The 25,366-nt window shown below is 65.7% G+C and carries 19 protein-coding genes; 8 read left to right on the forward strand and 11 right to left on the reverse strand.

Features of this window, described 5'->3' with window-relative positions:
• The first annotated feature begins 124 nt into the window (after positions 1-124).
• Positions 125-1,096, forward strand: a complete 972-nt coding sequence (locus A9J21_RS11160) for a tripartite tricarboxylate transporter substrate binding protein (protein ID WP_066735530.1) — start codon at positions 125-127, stop codon at positions 1,094-1,096.
• Positions 1,097-1,180: 84 nt separating this feature from the next.
• Positions 1,181-2,554, forward strand: a complete 1,374-nt coding sequence (locus A9J21_RS11165; RefSeq protein ID WP_066735537.1) for an MmgE/PrpD family protein — start codon at positions 1,181-1,183, stop codon at positions 2,552-2,554.
• 161 nt (positions 2,555-2,715) lie between these two features.
• On the opposite strand, the gene A9J21_RS11170 is transcribed toward A9J21_RS11165, so the two are convergent.
• The 5 genes from A9J21_RS11170 to A9J21_RS11190 form a co-directional block, all read right to left on the reverse strand.
• Entirely contained in the window at positions 2,716-4,353 is a 1,638-nt protein-coding gene (locus tag A9J21_RS11170; RefSeq protein ID WP_066735540.1) for an MBL fold metallo-hydrolase, read from the reverse strand.
• Between the two features lie 176 nt (positions 4,354-4,529).
• Positions 4,530-6,899, reverse strand: a complete 2,370-nt coding sequence (locus A9J21_RS11175; RefSeq protein WP_066735542.1) for a DNA polymerase II — start codon at positions 6,897-6,899, stop codon at positions 4,530-4,532.
• Between the two features lie 107 nt (positions 6,900-7,006).
• Positions 7,007-8,956: a hypothetical protein gene (locus A9J21_RS11180; RefSeq protein ID WP_066735544.1), complete on the reverse strand. Its 1,950-nt coding sequence runs from the start codon at positions 8,954-8,956 to the stop codon at positions 7,007-7,009.
• Between the two features lie 273 nt (positions 8,957-9,229).
• The gene (locus tag A9J21_RS11185; protein WP_066735547.1) at positions 9,230-9,982 is read right to left on the reverse strand and encodes an anti-sigma factor domain-containing protein; all 753 of its coding nucleotides are present in this window, start codon (positions 9,980-9,982) and stop codon (positions 9,230-9,232) included.
• Positions 9,979-10,566: a sigma-70 family RNA polymerase sigma factor gene (locus A9J21_RS11190; protein WP_066735555.1), complete on the reverse strand. Its 588-nt coding sequence runs from the start codon at positions 10,564-10,566 to the stop codon at positions 9,979-9,981. Before A9J21_RS11190 ends, A9J21_RS11185 begins: the two co-directional genes overlap by 4 nt.
• Positions 10,567-10,785: 219 nt before the next feature.
• Between A9J21_RS11190 and A9J21_RS11195 the strand changes: the two genes are divergently transcribed.
• Positions 10,786-11,334 carry a ferritin-like domain-containing protein gene (locus A9J21_RS11195; RefSeq protein WP_231906884.1) on the forward strand — a complete coding sequence of 183 codons (549 nt, stop codon included), beginning with the start codon at positions 10,786-10,788 and terminating at the stop codon, positions 11,332-11,334.
• A 129-nt stretch (positions 11,335-11,463) separates the two neighbouring features.
• Here the strand turns inward: A9J21_RS11195 and A9J21_RS11200 are convergent, their stop codons facing one another.
• Genes A9J21_RS11200 through A9J21_RS11215 form a run of 4 tightly spaced genes read right to left on the reverse strand, consistent with a single transcriptional unit; the run spans position 11,464 to position 18,145 of the window.
• The gene (locus tag A9J21_RS11200; protein WP_156545791.1) at positions 11,464-13,377 is read right to left on the reverse strand and encodes an efflux transporter outer membrane subunit; all 1,914 of its coding nucleotides are present in this window, start codon (positions 13,375-13,377) and stop codon (positions 11,464-11,466) included.
• Between the two features lie 22 nt (positions 13,378-13,399).
• The gene (locus tag A9J21_RS11205) at positions 13,400-15,388 is read right to left on the reverse strand and encodes a glycosyltransferase (RefSeq protein ID WP_066735561.1); all 1,989 of its coding nucleotides are present in this window, start codon (positions 15,386-15,388) and stop codon (positions 13,400-13,402) included.
• A 2-nt stretch (positions 15,389-15,390) separates the two neighbouring features.
• Positions 15,391-16,752 carry a hypothetical protein gene (locus A9J21_RS11210; RefSeq protein ID WP_404851368.1) on the reverse strand — a complete coding sequence of 454 codons (1,362 nt, stop codon included), beginning with the start codon at positions 16,750-16,752 and terminating at the stop codon, positions 15,391-15,393.
• A gap of 52 nt (positions 16,753-16,804) precedes the next feature.
• Positions 16,805-18,145 carry an HlyD family secretion protein gene (locus tag A9J21_RS11215; protein ID WP_066735565.1) on the reverse strand — a complete coding sequence of 447 codons (1,341 nt, stop codon included), beginning with the start codon at positions 18,143-18,145 and terminating at the stop codon, positions 16,805-16,807.
• A gap of 1,014 nt (positions 18,146-19,159) precedes the next feature.
• On the opposite strand from A9J21_RS11215, the gene A9J21_RS11220 reads away from it, so the two are divergent.
• From A9J21_RS11220 to A9J21_RS11240, 5 genes are all read left to right on the forward strand, one after another.
• Entirely contained in the window at positions 19,160-19,471 is a 312-nt protein-coding gene (locus A9J21_RS11220) for a hypothetical protein (protein WP_066735567.1), read from the forward strand.
• Between the two features lie 81 nt (positions 19,472-19,552).
• Positions 19,553-20,668, forward strand: a complete 1,116-nt coding sequence (locus tag A9J21_RS11225; RefSeq protein ID WP_066735570.1) for a DUF6708 domain-containing protein — start codon at positions 19,553-19,555, stop codon at positions 20,666-20,668.
• Positions 20,665-21,348, forward strand: coding sequence for a hypothetical protein (locus tag A9J21_RS11230; protein ID WP_066735573.1), 684 nt, complete (start codon positions 20,665-20,667; stop codon positions 21,346-21,348). The genes A9J21_RS11225 and A9J21_RS11230 overlap by 4 nt, the downstream gene beginning before the upstream one ends.
• Before the next feature lie 467 nt (positions 21,349-21,815).
• The gene (locus A9J21_RS11235; protein ID WP_066735576.1) at positions 21,816-23,048 is read left to right on the forward strand and encodes an MFS transporter; all 1,233 of its coding nucleotides are present in this window, start codon (positions 21,816-21,818) and stop codon (positions 23,046-23,048) included.
• A gap of 210 nt (positions 23,049-23,258) precedes the next feature.
• Entirely contained in the window at positions 23,259-23,504 is a 246-nt protein-coding gene (locus tag A9J21_RS11240) for a hypothetical protein (protein WP_156545793.1), read from the forward strand.
• Between the two features lie 24 nt (positions 23,505-23,528).
• On the opposite strand, the gene A9J21_RS11245 is transcribed toward A9J21_RS11240, so the two are convergent.
• Positions 23,529-24,407 (reverse strand): carbohydrate ABC transporter permease, encoded by an 879-nt coding sequence (locus A9J21_RS11245; protein ID WP_066735581.1) that lies wholly within the window; start codon positions 24,405-24,407, stop codon positions 23,529-23,531.
• On the reverse strand, positions 24,404-25,303 hold the full coding sequence (locus tag A9J21_RS11250; RefSeq protein ID WP_066735584.1) for a carbohydrate ABC transporter permease: 900 nt from the start codon (positions 25,301-25,303) through the stop codon (positions 24,404-24,406). Before A9J21_RS11250 ends, A9J21_RS11245 begins: the two co-directional genes overlap by 4 nt.
• Positions 25,304-25,366: the final 63 nt, after the last annotated feature.

The following is a 25,366-nucleotide window of genomic DNA, read 5'->3' on the forward strand; positions in this document are numbered from 1 at the left end:
AAGCCTTGCATCAATGGTGAGGAAATTTGCAATTCACAGTCTACACCGGGCAGGCGATGATGCATGCCATCCACGAGCAAGACGCCATCCGGCCATCGGACGAGAGGGCGCACCTGGAGGAGACATGAATCCCAAACGCCGTACCCTGATCAAGGCCGGCGCGATGCTGCTGGCCGTACCTGGCCTGGCTGACGCGCAGGACACCTTCCCAAGCAAGCCCATCCGCTATGTCGTGCCGGTTTCGGCTGGGGGCGGGTCCGACCTTGTTGGCCGAACCGTGGCCGAACGCTGGGGCAAGGTGCTGGGCCAGTCCATCGTGGTGGAAAACCAGGCCGGTGGCGGCGGCGTGATTGCCTGCCAGATGACCAGCAAGGCAGCGGCCGACGGCTACACGCTGATGCAGGGCTATGTGGCCACGCACGGGACCAACCCTGCCACGCGGCGCGTGCCCTACGACCCGGTGAAGGACTTCACGCCCATCGGCATGATCGGCGGCACGCCCAACGTGCTGGTGGTCAACGCCAACGTGCCGGCGCCCAGCCTGGCTGCGTTCATCGAGTACGCGAAGAAGCAGCCGGTGGCATACGGCTCGGCCGGGCCGGGGTCGCTGACGCACCTGACCATGGAGCTGTTTGCCCAGCAGGCTGGCGTGAAGATGACGCACGCCGCCTACCGGGGTATCGCGCCAGCCTTTACCGATCTGATCGGCGGTCAGACCCAGGCGATGTTCCCGGGGCTGGCCGCTGCGCTGCCCAATATCCGCTCGGGCCGCGTCCGGCCGCTGGCCGTGACCGGCAGCAGGCGCCATCCGCTGCTGCCCGACGTGCCCACGCTGGACGAGGCCGGCATGAAAGGCTTCGACGCCATGCAGTGGTATGGCGTGGTCGGCCCCGCCGGCATCCCGCCCGATGTGGTGGCGCGGCTCAATACCGCACTGACCACGGTGCTGAAGAGCCCCGATCTCAAGGACAAGCTGGCCGCCGAGGCGCTGGACCCGCAGCCGATGACCCCTGACCAGTTCCGCCAGTACATCGCCAGCGAAGTACAGCGCTGGAGCCAGCTGGCGAAGGCCCGCGGGATCCATCTGGATACCTGAGCCCGGCTGCTGGCACTGTTATCCAAAAACTGCGTTCCGAATTTTCTGCAATCCGCACCCCGCATCCGATCAAGGAGTTTTCGCATGGCCCGCAATACCCACGTCGACGCCGACCACAACGCCCCGCCGGTTACCCGCATCCTGGGCAAGTACGTTGCCACGCATCCGTCCCGTGGATGGAGCGATGCGGTGGACCACGAGGCCCATCGCACTTTCATGAACTGGCTGGGCTGCGCCGTGGGCGCCGCCGGGCACGCATCGGCAGACGCCGCGCTGGCCGCCGTGGCCGAGTTGCAGCCGGCCGCGCAGGCCACGGTGCTGGGCCGCCGGACGAAGGTGGACATGGCCAGCGCCGCGCTGGTCAATGGCATTACGTCGCACACGTTCGACTTCGACGACACGCACCTGAAGACCATCATCCACCCGGCCGGGCCGGTGGCTTCCGCTGCGCTTGCGCTGGCGGAGCACACCGGCGCCAGCGGGCGCGCCGTCATCGACGCGCTGGTGCTGGGCATCGACGTGGCGTGCCGCGTGGGCAATGCGATGTACCCCGATCACTACGACCGTGGCTGGCATATCACCGGCTCCACCGGCATGCTCGGCGCGGCAGCGGCCTGCGGACGGCTGCTGGGGCTGGATGAGGAGCGCATGACGATGGCGCTGGGCATTGCGGCATCGCAGCCGGTGGGGCTGCGCGAGCAGTTCGGCACGATGACCAAGCCGTTCCATCCGGGCGGCGCGGCACGGGCTGGCCTGATGTCGGCGCTGCTGGCGCGGCACGGCTATACGTCCAGCGCCCGGGCACTGGAGGCCCCGCGCGGCTTCATGCAGGTGATTTCAAGCAAGGCCGACTGGAACGAGATTACCGACGAACTGGGCCAACGCTTCGAGATCTCGTTCAATACGTACAAGCCGTTTGCGTGCGGGATCGTGATCCACCCGAGCATCGATGCCTGCGTACAACTGCGCGAGCAGGGCGTGAAGCCCGAGGACGTGGAACAGATCGACCTGCGCGTACACCCGCTGGTGCTGGAACTGACCGGCAAGAAGGAGCCCGGCGACGGGCTGCTGGCGAAGTTCAGCGTCTATCACGGCTGTGCGGCAGGGCTGATTTTCGGGCGGGCAGGCGAGGAGGAATTCTCCGACCATATCGTCACGCGCGACGACGTGGTGGCCCTGCGCCGCAAGGTGGTTGCCACGGCCGATGCCGGTGTCGATGAAGCGGCGGCCTTCGTCAAGGCCACGCTCAAGAACGGCCGGCAGGTGGAAGTGCATGTGGAGCACGCCATCGGTTCGCTCCAGCGTCCGATGACCGATCAGAACCTCGACGCCAAGTTCCATGCGCTGGCCGACCCGGTGCTGGGCGCCGGCCAGGTGGCGGAACTGATAGCCGCGTGCTGGAAGGTGGGTGCGGCGGCCGATGTAAAGACGCTGGTCGCGCTGGCGCAGCCGCGCTGATCGTGTGCAGCGGCAGGTTGGAAAGCCTGCCCTCTCCCCCGGCCCCTCTCCCGCAAGGCGGGAGAGGGGAGCACACCGTCGGCGATTGATATGCCTTTGGTTTTCTCCCCTCTCCCGCACGGCGGGAGAGGGGTCGGGGGAGAGGGCGGGCGCTTCCGGTCCTACAGCAGCTTCCACAGCCCTTCGGCCTCGCCGGCCACGCCATCGGCCTCCAGCTTGCGCAGGTGGGCCATCAGTGACCGCTGGGCGATCGGGTGCTTGGTGACGGGGACGTCGTCGTAGACGCTGGCCACCAGCGTGCCGACATCGGCTGCTGCCAGGGCGCGCAGCGCATTCAGGACCTTGGCCTCGCGTTGCATCCGGTGGCGGATCAGCAGCCTGATCGCATCATGCGGGCGCGGCATCAGGAAGCCGTGGCCCGGCGCGATCCATTCCAAATCCTCGTTCAGCAAGGCCTGCAGCGATGCCAGATAGGCGCGCATGTCGCCATCGGGCGGATTGATGACCACCGTGGAACCCTGCATCACATGGTCGCCCGTGAACAGGGTCTTTTCTTCTTCCAGGAAGAAGCACAGGTGGTTCGACGCATGCCCCGGCGTGTGGATCACGCGCAGCGTGGTCTGCGGGCCCAGCGCGATGCGGTCGCCGTGCTCGGGCTGGTGGTCGGGACGGAAGGTCTGGTCCTGCCGATCCACCACATCGGTGGTGCGGCCCCAGACTGGCGCGGACGTGGCCTCGTGCATGCGCACCGACCCCGGCGAGTGGTCCAGATGGGTGTGCGTGACCAGGATCCACTTCACGGGGCCGGGCGCAGCGGCCATCACGGCGGCAAAGTGCGCGGCATCGTCAGGGCCCGGATCGATGACGGCCCACTGGTTGTCGGCCCCGGCCACGAAATACGTGTTGGTGCCTGGCCCGGTCATCACGTTGCCGTTGTTGGCCGTCACGCGCCAGACCCGCTCCGACAGCTTCACCGCCAGGCCCGGTTCCAGCGCGTAGCGCGCATGGCCCGCGCCGTCGGGGTCGATGCGGGCGACCTCCGCGTAGCTGGGCTCCTCGGGCATCACGGGCCGCTGGCCCTTGGGGCCGTGGGCCAGGCGCGGCATCACCAGCGCGATATTGCGCTGCTGGCGGGCATAGTCGAAACATGCCTGCGCGGACTCGAAATGGGCAATCGACTGCAGGATCTTGCGCGTGGCGTTGACCAGCGTAAGGTTGTTGGCCGGGTTGACCACATCGGCCGGACGCATCCAGCGGTGCTCCACGGCCTCCACGCCGTCGTGGATCGCGGTCTGCCCGGCGGGCAGCACGGTCATGAAGAAGCGGGTGTCGAAGCGCTTGGGCAGGCCGGGCGGCGTCAGCCAGTAGGCGCAGTAGGCCAGTTGGTCCACCGCCAGCCGCAGCCCCAGCATCTCGCACACATGGGCCAGGCCCTTGCCGCCGTAGCTGGCGGCCTCGCGCAGCTGCTGGTGGACTTCGGGGCCCAGGTCGTCAAGCCGCACGATCCGGCCGCTGGCATCGTAGGCAAACAGCAGGTTGGCTTCCTCGAACGCCTCGCGCACGGCGCACAGGTAGTAGTCCAGCCCATTGCCCGGCACCTGCAGCCGCGCACTGGCCGCGGCGTCGTCCAGACCGGCGCACAGCGGATGCAGCGCGGCGTCCTGGGCATCGAGCACCCCGCCCGGAAACACGAACGCGCCGGCGCTGCGGTCGTCGTCGCGCTGCGGGCGGCGCATCATCAGGATTTCCATGCCCTGGGGCCCGTCGCGCAGCACGAGCATGCTGGCGGCGAAGCGCATGGCCTTGGAACGAGGGGCGTCGGCGGGTTGGGCGGAGGGCGTCTGGGCTGGGGAGGTCGAGGCGGCGGACATGTGCGGCGGGCGAAGTCTCTTCGGATTCTCTTATCGGCAGATCCGGCCCATTCTAGCGGGTTGCGGCCTCGCCGCGATGCAGCAATTACCCTGCTTGCCCGCAACTATTGCGGGAACAGGGCCATCTGGCCGGTCAGCAGGGTCTCGAAATCATCGTCCAGGAACGGCAGGATGGCATCGGCGATCGGCTGCAGCTGGCGCGTGACGTAGTGGTCATAGTCGATCGGGGCGGCGCGCGTTTCCAGCGGCTCGGGCCCGGCCATGGTCATCAGGTAGCTGATCCAGCCGCCGTTCTGGTACTGCGTGGGGCGCCCGTGGCGCGCGTTGTAGTCGTCGGCAATGCGCGCGGCACGCACGTGCGGCGGCACATTGCGCTGGTATTCGTCCAGTTGCCGGCGCAGCCGCTTGCGGTAGACCAGCAGCGCGTCCAGTTCGCCGGCCAGCGTGCGCCGTACCGTATCGCGCACGTAGTCCTGGTATGGTTCGCGGTTGAAGATCTTCGCGTACAGCGTCTGCTGGAACTGTTGCGCCAGCGGCGACCAGTCGGTACGCACCGTCTCCAGTCCCTTGAACACCATCTCGGCCTGGCCGTCCGCGCGCACCACCTGGCCCGCGTAGCGCTTCTTGCTGCCCTGGTCGGTGCCGCGGATGGTCGGCATCAGGAAACGCCGGAAGTGCGTTTCGAACTGCAGCTCCAGCGCGCTTTCCAGCCCGTAGGTCTGCCAGAGGTGGTCGCGCCACCAGTCGTTGACGTATGCCACCAGGCTGCGCCCGATCTGCGCCGCGTCGTCCTCGGTGCGGGCGCGGCGCAGCCAGACAAAGGTGGAGTCGGTGTCGCCGTAGATCACCTCGTAGCCGCGCGCCTCGATCAGCTGGCGGGTCTGGCGCATGATCTCGTGCCCGCGCATCGTGATTGACGACGCCAGCCGGGGATCGAAAAACCGGCAGCCGCTGGACCCCAGCACGCCGTAGAACGCGTTCATGATGATCTTCAGCGCCTGCGACAACGGCTTGTTCCTGTCGCGCTTGGCCGCGTCGCGGCCTTGCCAGACGCGCGCCACGATGGCTGGCAGGCAGTGCTTCGTGCGCGAAAACCTCGCGCCGCGGAAGCCGGGCACTGAATCGGCATCGTCGGGATGCGCCAGGCCTTCGACCAGCCCGATCGGGTCGATCAGGAACGTGCGGATGATCGATGGATACAGGCTCTTGTAGTCGAGCACCAGCACCGATTCATACAGCCCCGGCCGGGAATCCATGACAAAGCCGCCGGGACTGGCCTCGGGCGCCTTGTCGCCCAGATTCGGCGCCACGTAGCCCTGACGATGCATCAGCGGCATGTACAGGTGCGTGAACGCGGCCACCGATCCGCCGCTGCGGTCGGCGGGCAGCCCCGTGACCGTGGCGCGCTCCAGCAGGAAGTGCAGCAGTTCGGTGGCCTCGAAGATGCGCGTTACCAGTTCGCAGTCGCGCAGGTTGTAGCGCGCCAGTGCCGGCTTGTCTTCGGCGAACATCCGGTCGATCTCGTCCATGCGGTCGTACGGATTGTCGATGGCCTTGCCTTCGCCCAGCAGCGTGCGCGCCACCGCTTCGAGACTGAACGACGGGAAGCTCCAGGTGGCCGAGCGCAGCGCTTCGATGCCATCGATCACCAGCCGGCCCGCCGCACCCGCAAAGTAGTGCTGCTGCCGGTTGTGCTCGCGCCACTCCAATTCGGCGCCGCCCCGGCCCAGCCGCAGCGGCATCTGGTATTGCTTGGCGTGCTCGCGCAGCACGCGCAGGTCGAACTGCACCAGGTTCCAGCCGATGATGGCGTCGGGATCGTGCCGGGCCAGCCAGTCGTTGAGCCGCTCGATCAGCTGCTGGCGCGTGGCGCAGTATTCGAGCGCAAAGTCGGCATCGGCCGGGGCGTTCTGCGGGGCAGGTCCGAGCATGTAGACCTGCCGCTGGCCGCAGCCTTCCAGCGCAATCGAATAAAGGTCGCCGAACGCGTTGGTCTCGATGTCGAGCGAGACCAGGCGCAGCGTGGGCCGATAGTCGGCGGCCGGCTTCATCTGCGCATTGCGCAGCACACCGTCAGCGCCGGGATCGCCGTCGAACCAGACGGGCGCGGTGATAAAGCGTTCCATCAGGTAGCGCTCGGGCGGGCGGACATCGGCTTCGTAGACATCCACCCCGGCTTCGCGCAGGGACCGTTCGAGCTGCATCAGTTGCCGGTGCTGCTGGCAGTAGAGCCCCAGCACCGGGCGCTGCTGGAAATCCTGCAACTGCAGCGGACGCAGCGCCACGTCGCGCTCGCCCTGCAGCAAGGCCTCGGCGGTGGCGCGTTGCGCTTCGGGGATAAAGGCGGTGGAGGGCTGCCAGGGCAGGCGCAGCCGGCGCGGCCCGTCGTCCGTGGCGAGCCAAAACTCGACCTCGGTGCCGGCCGGGGTATCGCGCCAGTGTCGGGTCAGGATAAAGCCCTGCTGAAGTGCCACGCTGCAAACCTTGGGGGATTGTTTCTGGCGTGGATTCTAGCGGAGTCGGGCCCGTGGGGCGCAACGACTCCGCAGGCGGATCGCCGGGCGGCGATCCGGGGTGCAGGTCAGCGAGGCTGGGCTGCGGGCGCCAGGTAGGTGGCAACGATCGTGGCCCAGGGCAGCGTCCGGGTGGTTTCGGTGGTGCTGCCGAAGGGGGTGAAGGTGGTCTTGATGCGCCCGTCGCTGGCGGCCGTGAGCTGTCCGCCGATCTCGGCCTGGCGGTTGAACCAGAAGTCGCCCATCGTGAGCCGCAGGTCGCTGCCACGGTCGAAGATCATCGGCAGCGTGCTGCCATAGAACGTGCCGCCCGCCATGCCTCCGCTCCTGAATTCGGCGCGGCCTGCGCCGCCGTCGGCAATCTGGCCGATCATGTCGAGCCTGGCGGTCTGCATCTGCACCGACGCCACGCTGCCCGCACTTTCGATCGTTACGGCGACGTCCTCCACCAGCATGGCCGGCAAGCGGCTGCCCAACTGACCGGGCAGTATGTCGCCCGGCCAGCCGAACGCGGCGCGGTCGCTCCAGCTGCCGTGGGCGCCGTAAGCGTACTGCGGCGTGCCGGAAGCGTCCGATTCGCCGCTGCCGAACAGCATTTCGAAGCTCGCGCGCAGCCGGATATCGGTGTCGCTGCGCGGATCGTAGGTCAGGTTCATGACACCGTTGCGGGTCAGCGTCACGCCCGAGATCGGCTCGGCCACCACGCAATTGTCGTAGCGGGCCTGGAACGTGTCGCCAGCGGTCAGCGTTCCGCTGCCATCGGCGTCGTTGTAGGAAATGCCGACCGTGCCGCGCGTGATGCCGCCGGCCGTGCAGGCAAAACTGGCGCCGCCTGCGGCCGCCGCCTTGCGCAGGCGGTCGGGGGATTCGGCGCGCAACAATACCGGTGTCAGCGCCGTGCGTAGCGTCAGGGTCAGGTCCGGGCTGGCAACGGGTTGCTGCGCCTGGGCCTGGGCCTGCGCGGCAGCCAGTGCGTTGCGCGCTTCCTCGAAGCCGGACATCCGCTGCGTCATGGTATCCAGCATGCCAGCCACATCCTGCGCCAGCGCCGTGCCGCGCGCACCAAGGATCGTGCGGCCCCGCACGTCGTCGGCGGCGGACGCGAAGTCGAATTTGGCGGGCGATGCGGGCGGCAGCACCACATTCAGCTGCGCCGCGGCCGTGGCCTGCTGTACGGCGGCCCCCTGCGCGGCGAGCGATTGGGCCAGCATCGACGCCAGCAGTTCCATCAGGTTGGCATCCGGGCTGATCGCAGCGCCGCTGACCTTGCCATACTGCTTCATGACAGCCTCGATCATCGCCGCCGCCAGGCCACTCGGATCGGAGGGCAGCGTGGTGTTGGGCTGGCCGATCTCGGTTGGCAGTGTCCCGATCACGCCGTTTTTCATGATGCCACCCACCCCCAGCGCCGCCAGCAGCTGCTGGTCCGAGGCCTCGCGCATCTTGCGGGCCTGTTCGGTCATGAGCGCGATCTGGGCGTCGAGCTTGTCCCGATAGTCGCGGGTGGCGAACTTGCGCTCGGCCGCGAGCTTCTGGAACTCGGTCATCATCTCGGTGAACGCTGTCGTCGAGGCGTCCGACCACCCCGGCATGTGCAACACCATTTCGTCGAGAATGCTGACTGGCACTGGCGCGCTCCCGCCGCAGATGTCCGGAATCAGTGCGCGAATTTTTTCAGTCTTGGGCAGCACCTCGATCTTGCCGGTCGCCTCGCTGTAATACTGGTTTTCGGGCGCGCCAGCCACCATGACGAGGCCGGGGCCGCAGCGGTCTTCCGGGATTTCGAATCGCGGATCGCCCGAGGCCGGAATCTGCGCGAGCAGCGGCGGGTCGCGGTCGGCCAAGGGCTGCAGCGAAATCGAGCCGCCCGGAATCATCGATCCCAGATGCGGGCGGACGGCCAGCGAATAGCTGGCCGGGCTCTGCGTGGGCGGCGTGGCCGTGGATGTCGTGTTGTCACTGCCGCCACAGGCGGCGACGAGGCCCGCCATGGCGAGCGTCAGTCCTGTCTTCTTCATGTCCCGTCTTTCCCTGTCCCGCTCTGCCGTTGCTGGCGCCGCCCTGGCCGGGACAGCCCGCGGCAAATGCGGATGTCTTGTCTTTGTACCGATACCCGTACTGGCCCGATGTCGGCCAGGGTGTCGCGACCCCGTGGCGAACGCCGCCATCCTTGATCCGCAGAGGGCAGGCGTCCGTTTCACAGCCGAAACGATACGCAAATAACAAAAATGGTCAATTTGCGTTAACCACGGCTGTTGTCGGATTTGTTGCTGGAGTTTCGGTGACGAGTGTCAGGCAGGGGCCTTGAGCAGCGCGCCCTGGAATACCACTGGCCCGCTTGGGGCATCGCGCTGGGGCGATCCGCCGGGCGGTTCCACGCTGACGGCCAGGGCGTCGACATTGGCGGGCAACGCATCGAGCGGCAGGCGGGCCTGGCGCGCATGGCCGAGCACGCCCAGCGATATCGGCTTGCCGCCATGGGGCAGCGCCCAGAGTTGCAGCGCCTGTTGCGGCGTCAGCGGCAGATCGTCGAGCCGGCGCACCACCAGCGCGCGGCCCTGGGCGTCCCAGCTCACCAGCATGGCCGGCTGCGAATGCTGCGACTGCAGCACGGCCACCACCACGCCCGGCGATGGCGGCGTGGCCTGCCAGCGTACGAGGCTGCCGACGACGACCACCACGGCGACGGTGGCGAACATGAGCGCGCTGGCACGCCAGAATGCCAGCCCATGCCAGCGGTGCCACCAGGCCGGAGGCGCCTCGGCGTCGTGGGGTGCATTCGCGGATGCGTGGCCTGACGCGTCTTCCGCTTTCCACCCCAGGCGGCGTTCGATGCCGCACCAGACCGCTTCGATGGGCACGGCGGGCGCGTGCAGTTCCGCCACGCCGGCCAGCCGCCGCTGCCAGTGGGCAATGGCCGCATGCACGGCGGGTTCCTGCCGCGCCAGCTGTTCCATGCGGCGGCGGGCGCCGCCACGCAGCACGCCAAGCGCGTATTGTGACGCCATGCGGTCAAGCAGGTCCGGGTTGCGCGCCAGATTCATGGGGCTGACTCCAGGCAGGCGCGCAGGCGTTCCAGGCCGCGCCGGATCCACGACTTGATGGTGCCAAGCGGCGTGTGCAGGCGTTCGGCCAGTTCCGAATGACTCATGTCCTGCAGATAGGCCAGCACGATGGCCTGGCGCTGGCCGTGCTCCAGCCGCTGCAGGCAACGGTTCAGCGCGCGCGCCTGCTGGCTGGCCTGGGCCAGTTCGGCGGGCCCGGCGGCGGCATCGGCCAGATCGCACTCGGGCGCGTCATCGAGCGGCGTGGCGGCGCCCAGCCGCGCAGCGGCCGTGCGGCGCAGGGCGTCGAGCGCGCGGTTGCGCACGATGGTGGTCATCCACGTCATGGGCGCGGCCAGTTGTGGCCGGTAGTCGCCCGCGTGGTGCCAGATGCTGACAAAACTCTCCTGCACCACGTCCTCCGCCAGATCCCGCTTGCCTGTTATACGCAGCGCCAGCCCGAACAGTTTCGGGGCGGACAGCTCGTACACCGCGCGCAAGGCCTGGCGGTCGCCAATGGCTACGCGCCCGAGCAGGGTTTCGAGCGGGTCTGGATCGTCGGGCAGCGGTGAGGGCAGGGCCACACGGGGCTCCGTGTATGGCGTGACGTACCGATTATAGGCAGCGCCCCTGCATCCGGAAGGCGGGATGCTGCGTATAAGCCGGTAACGCGGCGCGCATGGCCGCGTGGATCATCGTCCGATCAAAGGAGGGTTTCCATGGAAACGAAAACGAACGCGCGCGTGCCGCCGGCTGGCGCCGCCGATGCCGCCCTGGCCGATGCCCGGCTGGCGCCGGACCTGATGCGCCGTGGCTGGCTGATGGCGCCGGGCGCCTTTGCGCTGGGCACGCTGGCGGCGGTGGCACTGGGCGAGGCCATGCCGGCGTGGGGGCAGATGCAATCGGGCAGCACGCGCGACGACATCAATATCCTGAATACCGCGCTGGGCCTGGAATACCAGGCCATCGCCGCCTATCAGGTGGGCGCCGAAAGCGGCCTGCTGCAAAAGCCCGTGCTCGATACGGCGGTCAAGTTCCAGACCCATCACAAGGCGCACGCGCAAGTGCTGGCCGGTACCGTGGAAAAGCTCGGCGGAACCCCGGTGAAGGCCAGGGCGACCCGGGAATACAGTTTTCCGACCCAGACGCTGAAATCCCAGGCCGATGTGCTGCGCTTTGCGGCCGGATTGGAAAAAGGCGCGACGGCTGCCTATCTGGGCGTGCTGCCGAGCTTCCACAACCGTGAACTGAGCAAGGCCGCGGGCAGCATCCTGGGCGACGAGGCGATGCACTGGGCCGTGCTGTTGCACGCGCTTGGCGAAGATCCGGTGCCGGGGGCGTTTGTGGGGTAGGGGGACGGCGAGGACGGGGAAGTCGGGGAAGTCGGGGAACGGGTCGGGAGCCAACCGATGGCGCTGATTTGCCATCGGTTGGTTCCCCTCTCCCGTTAATGGGAGAGGGGAACGAACCATCCCGCCTTATTACGATCCCGAACCGGCCAGCGCCGCCGCCGGACCCGGCGGAGTGGGCTTGGCGGTGACGTCGGGTGCCGCTCTCAGGTCGGCGGGAATGGCCGGATCCGGCGTCTTGCGTTGCGGCTGCGCCTGAGCCTGAGGCGCCGGTGCAGGTTGCGCGACGGGCGTCCCGGGCTGCTGGAGCGGGCGCGACTGCGTGAGCGGGGCGGCCGCCTGCGTTGCCGGTGCTGCGGGCGCTGGCGCTGGCGCTGGCGCAGGGGCTGCGGCCTGGGGCGCGCGCGCGGGCTGGACAGGTGCGGCAGGGGCCGGCTGTTGCGGTGCCGCGGCCTGTGGCGCACGGGTGGGTGCCACCAGCGTATTGGCCGTCGACGGGACAGCCGTTGCGGCAGGTGCGGCCGGAGCAGCCGCCTGGGGCGCTGCACCCCGTGCCGGGGCGGGCTTGCCGGCCACCGGCGGCTGGCTGGTCACGGTCTGCTGCGACCAGCCGCCGCCCAGTGCCTTGTACAGCTGCGCCCGGCTGGTCAGCCGTGCCAGCTGGATCGTCACCAGCTTCTTCTGCGCCTCGTACTGCTGGCGCTGGGCATCAAAGACCGGGAAATAGTCGTCCACGCCGTTCTTGAAGCGCATCTCGGCCAGTCGCCGTGTCTCGGCCACTTCCTTCTGTAGCGACGCCTGCGCAGCGGTCTGGCGGTCGTAGGTGCCGCGCGCGGCCAGACCGTCGGCCACCTCGCGGAATGCGCCCTGGATGGTGCGCTCGTACTGCGCGACATTGATTTCCTTGCGGACCTTCGACGCATCGAGGTTCGCCTGGTTGGCGCCGGCATTGAAGATCGGCAACGTGACCTGCGGCGCAAAGGCCCAGGCCGCGCCACCCGTAAACAACCCGGCCAGCGTGGTGCTGGCAAGGCCAACCCCCGCGGTCAGCGAAATCCGCGGGAAGAATGCCGCGCGGGCCGCCCCGATATTGGCGTTGGCGGCCTTCAGGCGGTGCTCGGCAGCCATGATGTCCGGCCGCTGTTCCAGCAATTGCGAAGGCAGGCCCGCCGGCAGTTCCGCCACAAACGACTTGTCATCGAACGGCTGGGCGGGCGGCAGGTCGGCCGGAATTGGTCCGCCAATCAGCAGTGACAGCGCGTTTTCGTCCTGCGCCACCTGGCGCGTGAACTGCTCGACGTCGACACGCGCGGTTTCCACCTGGGTCTGGGTGCGGTGCTGGTCGATCGCGGCCATGCCGCCCGCCGCCTTGCTCTTGCGCACCATCTCCGAGGCGTCTTCCTGGATCTTGAGCGTGTCCTGCGACAGCTTCAGCAGTTGCTGGTCGGCCTGCCAGGTCAGATATGCATTGGCAATTTCGCCAACCAGGCTGATCTGCGTGCTGCGCCGCACTTCCTCGATCGACAGGTACTGCTCCAGGGCCTCGTGCTTGAGGCTGCGGATGCGGCCGAACACGTCGAGTTCGAACGACGAAAAGCCCACGCCGGCGCCCCAGGCGTTGATCACCGGGTCCTGGCCCGGCGCGCGCAGGTCGCCGGTCAGACGCGTGCTGCTGAAGCCGACGTTGGCATCGACGGCCGGGAACTGTGCCGCGCGCCGGATACGGTAGTACGCACGGGCCTCGTCGATCGATAGTGTGGCCACGCGCAGGTCGCGGTTGTTGGCCAGGCCGAGTTCGATCAGCCGGCGCAGGCGCGCGTCGGTGAAGAAGTCCTGCCAGCCAAGGTTCGCGGCCGGTACCTGTGATTGCGGCGCGCCATTGGCGCCCTGGGTGGTCTGATAGGCCGGACCATCGGGGAAGGCGTTGGGCACGGGCGAATCCGGGCGTTCGTACTTTGGTTCGAGCGTGCAGGCGGCCAGTGCCAGGGGCAACAGGATGCCGGCGCTCCAGCGCAGAGACGGCAGGCGTGCGGGGGAAAGGCGCATTGTTATCGTCTTCATTTGTGATTCAACCTGTAAACGCGCGGCGCAGCAGTTGCACGATGGCCGTGCCAGGCAGGCCGCGATACGCGATGTTGTGTGGCGGCTCGCTGAACAGCAGCCGGATCAACCGGTGCCGCGCCGCCATGTCAGGAACCAGCGAGATGCCAATCAGCTGGCCGTCGGTACGTGCCACGCGGCAGGGCACCCATCCCAGCGACGCGAGCCAGAAGGCCCCCACGGCACCGGGTTCCACCCGCGTGCCGCTATGCGATTCGAGGGCCACGCCATTGCAGGACAGATCGCGCGTCACGCCGTCCACCTCGCGCGACACCCCGTCCGCGCCGTAGAACTGCAGGCGCCCGGCCACGCGGAACGGGAAACGCTCCTCCTTGCGTGGACGCGGCAGTTCGAAGCAGACCAGCATCGACGCCAGGTACAGCACCATCGACACCAGTGTCCAGGCCACGTTGAACACGGTGCCCGGCGCATTGCCATCGGCGGCCACGGCGCGCGCCAGGCCCATGGCCGACAGGAAGAACAGCCCGCCGTAGAGCAGCGCGAACTTGCCATGCACGGTCAGTTTCGAGCGGTCCAGCCCCTTGTTGGTGACCTTGAATGGCCGCCCGAACGGCTTGAACATGGCGCTCGCCAGCGTGGCCGTGACGGCCATCGCCGCCACGATCTGCGTCACCTCGGTAAAGATCGGCATGGCCCGCGACCCGGTGATCCAGATGCTGTAGGCCCAGTACAGCAGCAGCGCCGGGACGCCGTAGGCCAGGAACTGCATCGGGTCGCCATAGAGGGTCGGCACGTTGAAGAACCAGTAGAGCAGCGGCCCCGCCAGCAGCATCAGCGTGAACGGGCGGCTGAGCCAGTGCAGCAGGCCGTGGACGTAGTGCAGGCGCTGGCGCAGTGTGTAGCCGCGGCCACGCATGGGGCCGTCGGCGGTCAGCGCCACCTGGATGGTGCCCAGCCCCCAGCGGCTGCGCTGGCTGATGTACTCGGGCAGTCCTTCGGCAGACAGGCCCACGCTCAGCCGCTCGTTGAGCCAGCGGGTGACATAGCCGAACGGCATCAGCTTGTAGGTCAGGTGGATGTCCTCGGTCACCGTGCCGATGGGGAACCCGCCGATATGGCCCAGCGCCTCGCGCCGCACCACGAACGATGTGCCGATGCAGAACGCGGTGTCCCAGGCGTCCTTGGCGGGCTGCATCACGTCGAAGAACGCACGCTGCTCATCCACCCAGCATTCGGTGGAGCGCAGGTTGTACTGGATCGGGTCGGCGTTGTAGTAGAACTGCGGCGTCTGCACCACGCCCACGCGCGGGTCGTCGAACAGGCCGATGATGCGCAGCAGGATATTGCGGTTGGGCGCAAAGTCGGCATCGAGCACCATGATGTACGGTGCGCCGCCGTCGCCCTGGGCGCTGTGGTACAGGCCGTTGTTCAGGTTGCCTGCCTTGGCGTGGGCGTTGTCGGGCCGGGTCACATAGTTCACGCCCACCTTGCGGCAGAAGTCCCGGAGCCAGTCGCGGCGGGTGTCGTCGAGCACCCAGACGCGGAAATTCGGGTAGTCGATGGCCTTGGCCGCGACGATGGTCTTCTCCAGCACGTCCAGGCCCTCGTTGTACGTGGCGATGAAGATGTCCACGCCGGGGGCATCGCGGTCGCCGCGCAGGCGCTGCTCGCCGGCATCGGCTGCGGCGGAATGGTCGGTGGTGCGTGTGAGCGTGATGATCGAGATCAGCGTGTACAGGATCGTCAGCGTCTCGAAGCCCAGGAACGCATGGGCCCAGATGCTTGGAAACTCCATGCGCCATTCCGGCAGCGTTTCGGTGACGCGCCAGATGTAATACACGATCAGCAGGACCGCCGCCGCCAGGCCAAAAAGCCATCGGTCCGCGGCACGGTGCCGGTTGCCGCGCAGACACAGCACGGCCACCAGCAGCGCGCCCGCATTGATCTGCACGAGCATGCTGCTATCCAGGAAACTTGCAAAACTCGCGGCGAGCATCGTTACTCCTTGGGTGGATTGTCGGGCGACGCCGCGGCCTGGGTTACCGTGGCACAGCTCGCGCCCCGGCAACCGCCTGGCTGGAACGGATTCCATCCGGTGGCGGCAAGCACGGCCCAGGCCGTGGCGCCCAGGTGGGGCAGGTGAAAGTAATAGAAGTCGTCGGTCTTCGAATCGGGGCCGATCTGCAGCCCCGTGCGCACACGTTGCTCGGGCGTGGCGAACAGCATGCCCGACGGCGCGCGTTGCGACGTCAGGATCGGCCAGAGCGGCGCGGCTTCGCTCTCGCGGCCCGTGGCGCGCAGTACCAGTGCGGCCTGGCCGGTGCCTTCGGTCCAGATGCCGTCCGGATCGGCGTTGAAACCATAGCCGCCCTTGACGCCGTGTTTTGCCCGCGCCCAGGCCAGCGCGCGCTGCCAGTTGCCGGCGGCGTCGGGAATGGCGATCAGCGGCCAGAGCGACGCATCGAGTGCCGAGGGGCCGCCGTTGAGCGAACGGCCGTCGTCACGCGTACCGATGGCAAAGCGGCCTTCGCCGGGCTGCCACATCGTCTCGACAAACTTGCGCGAACGCTCGGCGCCGGTTTTCCAGCGCGGATCGCTGTCATACCGCGACAGCCAGCGAAACACCGCGTACGTGTCCACGTTGTGCTCGGTGGACTTCCAGCCCTGGCGCTGCGGCGACGGCTCGTGGCCGAAGTACCCGCCGATAAAGGCGGCGGGCGCGTCGGCGTTGTACGTCTCCTTGTCGACCCAGCCCATCATCGTCCTGGCCGTGTCGAGATAGCGCGGCGAGTGCGTGGCATCGTAGGCAGCCAGCAACAGCAGCGCTGCCCATGCCACGTTGCCGGTGGCGGTGCCCACTTGGTAGCGGTCTTCAAACCACTTGTTGGCCTTGGCGTCCCACCAGCCCGGCATCGGCACCGGGCCGTCGGCAGGCATCGCGCCGGCGCGATAGGCGTTGCGGATGCGGCCGTCGTGATAGTGACGGTCGCGCGTCACGCCGGCCACAACCCCGTCGGCAATGCGCCGGGCAGCATCCTTCTGGCCGCACGCGATCAGCGCGATGCCGGCCAATGCGTTGTCATAGACAAAGGCCGACTCCTTGAGCGGGCCGAGCAGCGGTTCGCCGCCCGGCGCGGGTTCGTAGCTGGCGAGCATGACCGGCCCGTTGCCCGGGATGGCGGCCACGCGTTGCGTCAGCGTCTGGCAGCCGGCATCGCGCATCTGATCGCGTGCGGCGTCGGCCGGAGCCGCCGGCGCGGCGGACAGCGCCAGCGGCGTGGTGAGCACGGTTGTCATCAGCGCTTCGATCAGCCGCTTGCGCGCGGCCCGGTGTGGCATTCCTGCGGTAGTACGCTGCACGGTAGTCTCCTTCCTGCGGGCGTTGGGTGAATGACTGTGTGATCGGCTCCGATCAGATCAGCCGGCGAAACCACGGGCGGTCAAGGCTGACCTTGGCCCAGTGGCCGAGTGCGCAGCGGTCTGTCTTGCCTGCGCCGGGCAGGTCAGGCAGCGGCTTGTTCAGCTTCGCAATCAGGTACAGCTCGTTTTTCTCGATGGGCGGGAACGGCACGAAGTAGCGCGCCTGGTCGCCATCGGGTGCCCGCGGCAGGATTTCGGCGACCTTGCCCGACAGCGGCGTGGCCACGCCATCGACCATGACCGTGACCGGGGCACCCGGCAGCAGATCCTTGCTCAGGCTGCGCGGGAATACGGCCACCACGCTTGGCGTCGTGCAATTGGTGGCGCGCATCAGCGTGGCGCCGGCCGCCACATGCGTGCCCGGTGGCGCCAGGACGTCTTCGACGACGCCGCCGGCGTAGGCCTTGATGTCGAGGTTCGACACGCGGTCCAGGCGTTGCTGCTCGGTGTCTACCAGCTTGTCGACTTCGGCGCCGTATTCCTGAAGCTGCTTGATCTCGGCCTGCAACTGGATGTTTTCGGCCTTCAGTTCGTCGGAGCGCTGCGAGAGCGCGCCAACGGCGCCGTCGTTGTTCGACGCATAGACGCGGTTGCGCGTGGCGGCACTGCTGCTGCGCGCACCGTTGAGTTCGGCCTCGATCGCATCCTTCTGTCCGCCTAGCACGGCAAGCTGGTTGCGCGATGCATCGGTGAACGCCTGGCTGACGGCGCCTGCCTGCTGCATGGCTTCGTTGCGCGTGACGACATTGACCTGTGCATCGATCTGCTGCTGTGCCGCGCTCAGGCGGGCCTCGATGCCACGCACACGGGAGTCGTTCTGTTGCTGGGCCACCGAGGTATAGCGCTTGACGTCGCCATTGGTGGAGGCCAGGCGCGCCTGGTTGCCTTCGAGCTTCGATTTGGCGGCTTCCAGCCGTTTATCGTTGTCGAGCTTCTTGCCAGTCAGCTCCATCAGCAAGGCGCGATCCATGTTTGGATTCTGCAGCGTCATCAGGGACTGCCCGGCAGTGAAGGTGGTACCCACCGGCACCAACTGTTTCGTGACCACGCCTTCCACCGGCGTGGTGATAAGGCTGACCGGGCTGTTGACGATCGCACGTTCCGACGAGCGCACGAAGACGTAGGGGAACATCACCGAGAGGATGATCCAGATGATGAAACCCACCATGCCATAGCTGGCAAGGCGCGGAATGGCCTGCCAGACCGGCCGCAGGCTCAGCGGGCTGCTTTGCTTCGCGACAGCGTCGCGGGGCGGGGGCTGCTTCGGCTGCTGTGGCGACGCAGGTGGTAGCCGCGTTGGCACGGTCGGCTTTCGGTCAGTATTGTTGTCCATGCGAGCTCCCGGGTAATAGGTGGCCTTCCGCGATCGCCAACGTCGGTCGCGGTTGTTAATTCGCAGACAGCACTGTCCCACCGCGCGAGCGCATGAGCTCGTTCGGACGATTCAGTGCCTACGTCCCCCAACAATTTTTATGCGCCGTTTGCCCCGGGCCGTTGCTACGCCGCCAGGACAGGCGAGTGGATCGTGTGTGCCGATCCATTGAACTGTCGACACAAGCCCAGAACGGAACCCGTGCAGACAGGTACTACGAGACGCTACGCGCCATGGAAGCCCACAGCACAACATCGCCGGATTGATGCGATGCAACGCTGGAGCGATTCAAAGTTAGTCAGTTTGGACTTTGCTTGCTGTAAGAATGTGTAAGGGCTGTATATCGATCCACTTACATCTCTTGATTTGAGGCCTGCGAAAACGGCTGTTTGTAGTAAGCCGCTGATTCAGAAGTGGCGTGCCTTAGCGCGAAATTAAGCCGAGGCCTCTGCGCGCAGGTAGATCTTGCAAGCATGGGTAGTGCGCGAACAGATTTGCACGGTGAGAAGTACAAAGCCTTTCAACTGGCTGACGGCAACGGTCGATTGCAGCGCCGCAACGAAGGGCGGCAAACGACTGTGTATCAGAGTGTGACTGGGGCGAATTGAACAAGCGGTAAGGGTACTGGCGAGCAATCCGGTCCTCGTGGGGTGCGGTTGTGAATTGCATCATGACGTGATGCTAAGCCAGTGCGGTCTTGAGGGTCGGCCGGGATTCGTAGATCCCCCGCCAAAACTGCCGGGACGACGCCCGGCACGCGGCAGCGCAGGCTGGGGCGCCGCATCGGCGGGCAACAGCAAAATGTGGCTAATGACGACTAGTAATAGTCTTAAAATGCCTTAATTTACACGTATCCAGCAATAATTAGCGCTTCCAACGCACTTTTTGCGGCTAGCATCACTGCTGCTCCGCAGAGGGTGCTTTGCGCGCATCACCGACCCTCCGTGGCAATCCTATTCTCAGGAGGCCGCCCGCATGGGTATCCGCGACAACCTGCCGTTCGCCCGCACCGTGACGGTTTCCGGCCCTGCGCTGCCGGAGATTCCTGGGCAATCCCCCTTTACTTTCGTGCGCATGGAGGGCGCGGAACACCTCTGCAGCCTCTACCAGTACGAGATCGAACTCAAGACCCCCGACAAGGCTTACAACTTCCACGGGCCCGAGGGCAATTTCGATCTGCGTGCCATGAACGGTCGCGAACTGACCGTACGTCTCGAGCTGAACGGCATGGGCACCGGACCGGCGGGCAGCATTGGCGCCGGCACGCGCGAGATCAGCGGCGCATGAGCCTGTTCAGTGGAGTGCGACTGGTTTCCCGCACGGCGAGTTTTACGCAGATTCGCGCAGGACATCAAGTAAGGGCAAGCGATGAAATTTCCGACCAAGGATGAACGCACGCCGTTCTATTTTCGGCAAGTAGGCAAGCCGCTGGGGCAGTGGGAGTTGGAGCACAGGCTATCCATCAGCCGCCCCGCGATTGACGAAGCCGTGGAGTACGGTAACGTCTATCGCATCGACTCGACTTGCCTGGAGATCACTGACGAGTCGCAATCGCGCATGCAGAACGTGGGGATGCTTTGGTTGATCTGTTCAGCGGCAACTGTGTTACTCCTTACTCTTGGCCTGCTCGCCGCAACGAGTCCGTTCCGAGATAGTGCCGAAATGATGGCGAAGGGCGGATATTGGCCTGGCACGATTATCGGTGCATTAATTACCTTGTCCGCTGGCGGCTTCTTCGGCCTGCTGGCCTTCGATCCGATGCGGCGGAACATGTTCACGCTGAAGCGCCGCCCGATCCGGCTGAACCGCAAGACGCGCCGCATCTACGCCATCCGTACCAAGGACGCCGGTGGCATCTGGGAAGTCCCCTGGAGCGAGGACGAATTCTTCTGTGTGGGCCACCGACGCATGGGCGGGCTGTCGCGCGCCTATGACATGTACGATATCCGCCACTACCAGCTTGACGCCGACGGCAACGTGGTGCGGGCCTTCGTGCTCGGCCAGTTCGCGCTGTCGCTCGAAGCGATCCACGCACAATGGGAGTACTACCGCCGCTACATGCAGAATGGCCCAGCCGGATTGCCTGAGCCTCATCACTTCTGGGCGCCACGGGAGACCTTCTGGGAGGGGTACAAGATCTGCCGGTGCGGCAAAAGCTCCAGCGCCCTCGGTGCCCTGAGCGACATCATATTCCTTCCGTTCGTCCTGCTCGATGCCTTCGCCCGCTGGCTCGTGCTGGTGACCTGCAGCGATCCCGTATGGCCACCGGAGATCGAGGCGGCCTGCAAGCCCATGCCCAACGATCCGTACGCGCGTCCCTATGCCGACGACTATATCGGTGAGCGCAGTAGACCAGGAGGGAAACCCTCGCGCGAAGACCTGGAGCGGATGTGGGTACAACAGCCTCAGCGCCAGCGCGACGGCGCGCTGACGCGCGCCGAGGCGGAAGACCTGATTCGACAGCAGACGGAGGCCGCGGCATGACGACGATCCTGACGCCGCCCACGCTTTATTGCGTGCGTCTCACGGACCGGTTGCCCAACGGCAAGGAAAGTGCGCGCCTTCTTGCGAATCATTGGGAAGGTGAAATCATGCTGACGACTTACCTGTCGCCGCTCGATGCCATGCTGCACTCGTCGCGCAGCGGCAAAGCATCGTCAAGCACGCACACCCACGTTCGGCTCGATGAGCTTGATCCCGGTTGGCTCAGTCTCGCCCGCGCGGATGGTTTTGTTCGTGTGGAGGTCATCTGCGGGTTCTGCGCGAAAGATGAGCATCTGATCAGGGGGCCGCACGGCGGATTGGAGGCTTATAGCATTCCAGATGCGGTGCATGCGTACCCAATGGGGGAGCGTGTGTCGCTGCGCACCGATCTTCATATCTGGCAAGAGGTCGATCTCATCTTCGAGAGCACGGGGCTGTTTGCGTGGCAGGAGACCGCTGCCAACCAGAGCCTGTGGGATGCAGCGCGATACCACCGCGCGCTGAAAGAAATGTGTCGACCGGCAAGAGATTTTCGAGGTGATATCGATGTGCGGGACATGAACCAGATCGCCGTCTTTGATCCCGAGGCTGGGGCATGGCATTTTGTGCCGCGCGTTCCGCACGAACGTTCAGTAATGACGCCTGGAGCGTCAGGTTTCACCCCTGGGCTTCGAGATTGAATTCGCCCGACAGATCACAGGGTTACAGGCTTTTTGGCGATGGATGTCGGGAGCCCGGTCGACCCGCGTCTTGACCTTGCAAGGGAGCACTTTGAAGGATGCGTGGATGGGCCGGCCTTGGGGCCCCGATTCTGCAGGTATCGTTTCAGATCGCCGCAGAACTATTGCGATAAGAAAACTTATCGCAATGTGATTGAGAAGGGGACAAAAAAGGGCTGTTGTCAGGGCATCGAGGAGGGCATCCGAAACAGGCCCCAGCAGCCAGGCAGCGCGTCAATTCCACGCGGAATTCCGGTGCGCCTGCACAAATGTGGTCGATCCGTTCTACATATGGGCCGAAATCCGTTCCGGCTTCTGCAGGGCAGTGCCTTCTCAGTATTCCCGAGCATACAAAACCCTTGACGATTCAACGAAAATGGCTGAAGCGGCTGCTCCCCCGGCATGCCGCCTATAACAAGAGCCTACGCATGTCTCGCCTATCCTCGCTGCGCCCCGTCATGCCGATCCTGATCGGCGCCTCCGTCATGCTGTCGCTCGCCATGGGCTTGCGGCAGAGCCTTGGCATCTTCGTGCCGCCGCTGACGCGCGATATCGGGATCTCCGTGGGCGATTTCACGATTGCCGTGGCGGTGCAGAACCTCACCTGGGGCGTGCTTCAGCCATTTGCCGGCGCGCTGGCGGTCAGAAGCGGATTCCGGCCGCTGATGGTGGGCGGCTCGCTGCTGTATATCGTCGGGCTGGTATTGCTGGCGACGGCCCACAGCATGTGGGCGGTGGTGCTGGGAGGCGGGGTGCTGATCGGCATGGCGATGGCCAGCACGGGCACGGCCATGGCGATGGCCGCCGCATCGAGCGCGGTCAGTGCGCAGGTGCGCAGCCTGGTGCTTGGCTGTGTGTCGGCGTCCGGCTCGCTGGGCGCGATGATTGCGGCGCCGCTCGGCCAGGGCATTTCGGGCGAGTGGGGCTGGCGCATGGGCCTGGCGTCGTTCGTGATCCTGGCGCTGATCATGCTGCCGGCTGCCTGGTTTGGTGGCCGGGTCGACCAGGTGCGCGAGGTGCCCACCCGCGCGCAGGCAGAGCAGAGCGGCCGGCACGCGCTGATGACCGCGCTGCGCCATCCGCCGTTCGTGGTGATGGCGCTGGCCTATACCGTCTGCGGCATGCAACTGGTATTCCTGACCACCCATTTGCCGGCGTATCTCGATATTTGCGGCATGGACCCAATGCTCTCGGCCAAGGCGCTGGGACTGATTGGCGGATTCAACGTGCTGGGCAGCCTGTTTTTCGGATGGGCCGGCGGCCGGGTCAACAAACTGCTCTTGCTTGGCGGTATCTATATTTGCCGCTCGATCGGATTTATCTGGTTTTTCCACGTATCTCCAACCCCGGAAAGCACGATGATTTTCTCGGCAGTCATGGGTTTCCTGTGGCTGGGGGTATCGCCGCTGGTGCAGGGCTGGATTGCGCAGACATTTGGGCTGCGCTGGCAGGCCATGATTGCCGGGGTGGCGTTTTTCAGTCACCAGATCGGCAGCTTTATCGGGGCTTTTGGGGGTGGCTGGCTTTATGACCTGATGCACAACTACGCGTTGGCGTGGAAAGTCGGGGCCACGCTGGGCCTGACCGTCGGATTGATCCAGATTGCCTTCGCGTTCCTGGGCATGACCCAGACGCCGCCCCTGGTGCCTCACTCAAAATAGTTATTTTTGGGTAGGTATGCGTCTGACACAACATTTAGTGCTGCCATGATCACGTAAATGTCCGAAATGTGCAGATTACGTGCAGCGCCGTTTGATTAATCAACCGGCATAATCGGTCGTTAGTGCGAAATCGCTGCGTACCCGCTGGCGATTTCATGTGCGGGCAACGGCTTCCCGCACGTTGCCCGTATTTTTCTGACCGCACTATTCATGGCATTGTCCCCACAACAAAAACGCCTCGTCCAGTTGCTGAACGACGGATATACGCTGCGTATCGTCCGATCCCTGATGAATCGTGCGCCGGTTCACGCGGAACTATTCTGCCCTGGCAACTCCTGCGTCGAAACCGTGCAATGGTGGCGAATCGACAAGATGCTGAGGACACGCTGTGTCAGGCTGAATACAGGCAGCGTGGCCGACGCCACCCATATCGTGACCGGCGGCCAGCCGCGATGAATCGGCCAGGGTAAGTCTGGGCGGTCATTCCTTGACCGCCCCGGTCATGCCCGACACGTAATACTCCACGAAAAACGAATACACCACGGCCACCGGCAGAGAACCCAGCAGTGCTCCGGCCATCAGCGCCCCCCAGTGGTAGACGTCGCCTTCCACCAGTTCGGTGACGATACCCACCGGTACGGTTTTTACCTCCGACGACGAGATAAACGTCAGCGCGTAGATAAACTCGTTCCACGACAGCGTGAACGCGAAAATCCCTGCCGAAATCAGCCCCGGCACGGCCAGCGGCAGGATTATCTTGACCAGGATTTCCCAGCGCGTGGCGCCGTCGATCAGCGCGCATTCCTCCAGTTCGTACGGAATCGAGCGGAAATATCCCATCAGCAACCAGGTGCAGAACGGGATCAGGAAGGTCGGATAGGTCAGGATCAGGGCCCAGCGCGTATCGAACAGCCCAAGCTGGAACACGATCGACGCCAGCGGAATAAACAGGATCGACGGCGGAATCAGGTAGGCCAGGAAAATCGCCAGCCCCACCTGCTTGGCACCCTGGAAGCGCAGCCGTTCGATGGCGTAGGCCGCCAGCACGCTGGCCGCCAGCGACGCAAACGTGGACACCGTCGAGACAATGACCGTATTGAGCAGCCAGGCCGGGTAGGGCGTGTTGAATAGCAGTTTCTTGAAATGGGCCAGTGTCGGCGCCATCACGAAGAACGGATTGGCGCTTTGCATCAGCAGTTCGCCATCGGGCTTGAAGGCCGTGATGCCCATCCAGTAGAACGGGAACAGCAGCACGAACAGGAATACCCCGATGGGGATATACAGCGTCACCCAGCGGCGCGGCACGGACTGCAGATACTCCATGCCTTGCGATTCGTTCTCCACCGCCTTGGTTTTCATTTGTCGCCTCCCTGTTGCCACGCGCGCCGCTGCAGGCCGAAATACGAGAACAGGATGGCCGCCAGCAGGAACGGCACCATCATCGTGGCAAGTGCCGCGCCTTCGCCCAGCGACCCGCCCGGAATGGCGCGCTGGAACGACAGCGTAGCCATCAGGTGCGTGGCATTGAGCGGACCGCCGCGCGTGAGCACGTAGATCAGCTGGAAATCGGTAAAGGTGAACAGCACCGAGAACGTCATCACCACGGCGATGATCGGCGTCAGCAGGGGCAGGGTCACGTAGCGGAACTGCTGCCACGGCGTCACGCCGTCGATGGAGGCCGCCTCGTACAGCGTGGGCGAGATGGTCTGCAGCCCGGCCAGCAGCGAGATGGCAACGAACGGGATGCCGCGCCAGACATTGGCCGCAATCGTCGAAAACCGTGCCAGCCAAGGGTCGCCCAGAAAGTCGATATAGCGGTCGATCAGCCCGAGCTTGACCAGCGTCCAGCTGATGACCGAGAACTGGGCATCGTAGATCCACCAGAACGCAAGCGCCGACAAGGCCGTGGGAACGATCCACGGCAGCAGCACCACGGCCCGGAAGAACGACTTGAATGGCAGGTTGCGGTTCAGCAGCAGTGCCAGCCACAGCCCCAGCGCGAACTTCAGCACGCTGGCGAACAGTGTGTAGAAGATCGTGTTGAAGAGCGCCAGCTGGGTCACCGAATCGCTGGCCAGGTAAGCGAAGTTGTCCAGCCCGATCCACGCCCCGGGCCGGCCGATCTTGGTGTCGGTGAAGCCCAGCCAGACACCCAGCCCGAGCGGATAGGTCAGGAAGATCAGCAGCAGCAGCGCCGTGGGCAACATGAACAGCAGCCCAAGCGCCTGGCGGTTGTCGGACAGCCGGGACAGCATCGATCGCCGGGCCGGCTGGGCAGGGGGCCGCTGCGAGGCAGGCGGCGTCGCAGCGGTATTCTG

The sequence above is a fragment of the Cupriavidus sp. D384 genome (assembly GCF_001652915.1).
Lineage (GTDB): Bacteria > Pseudomonadota > Gammaproteobacteria > Burkholderiales > Burkholderiaceae > Cupriavidus.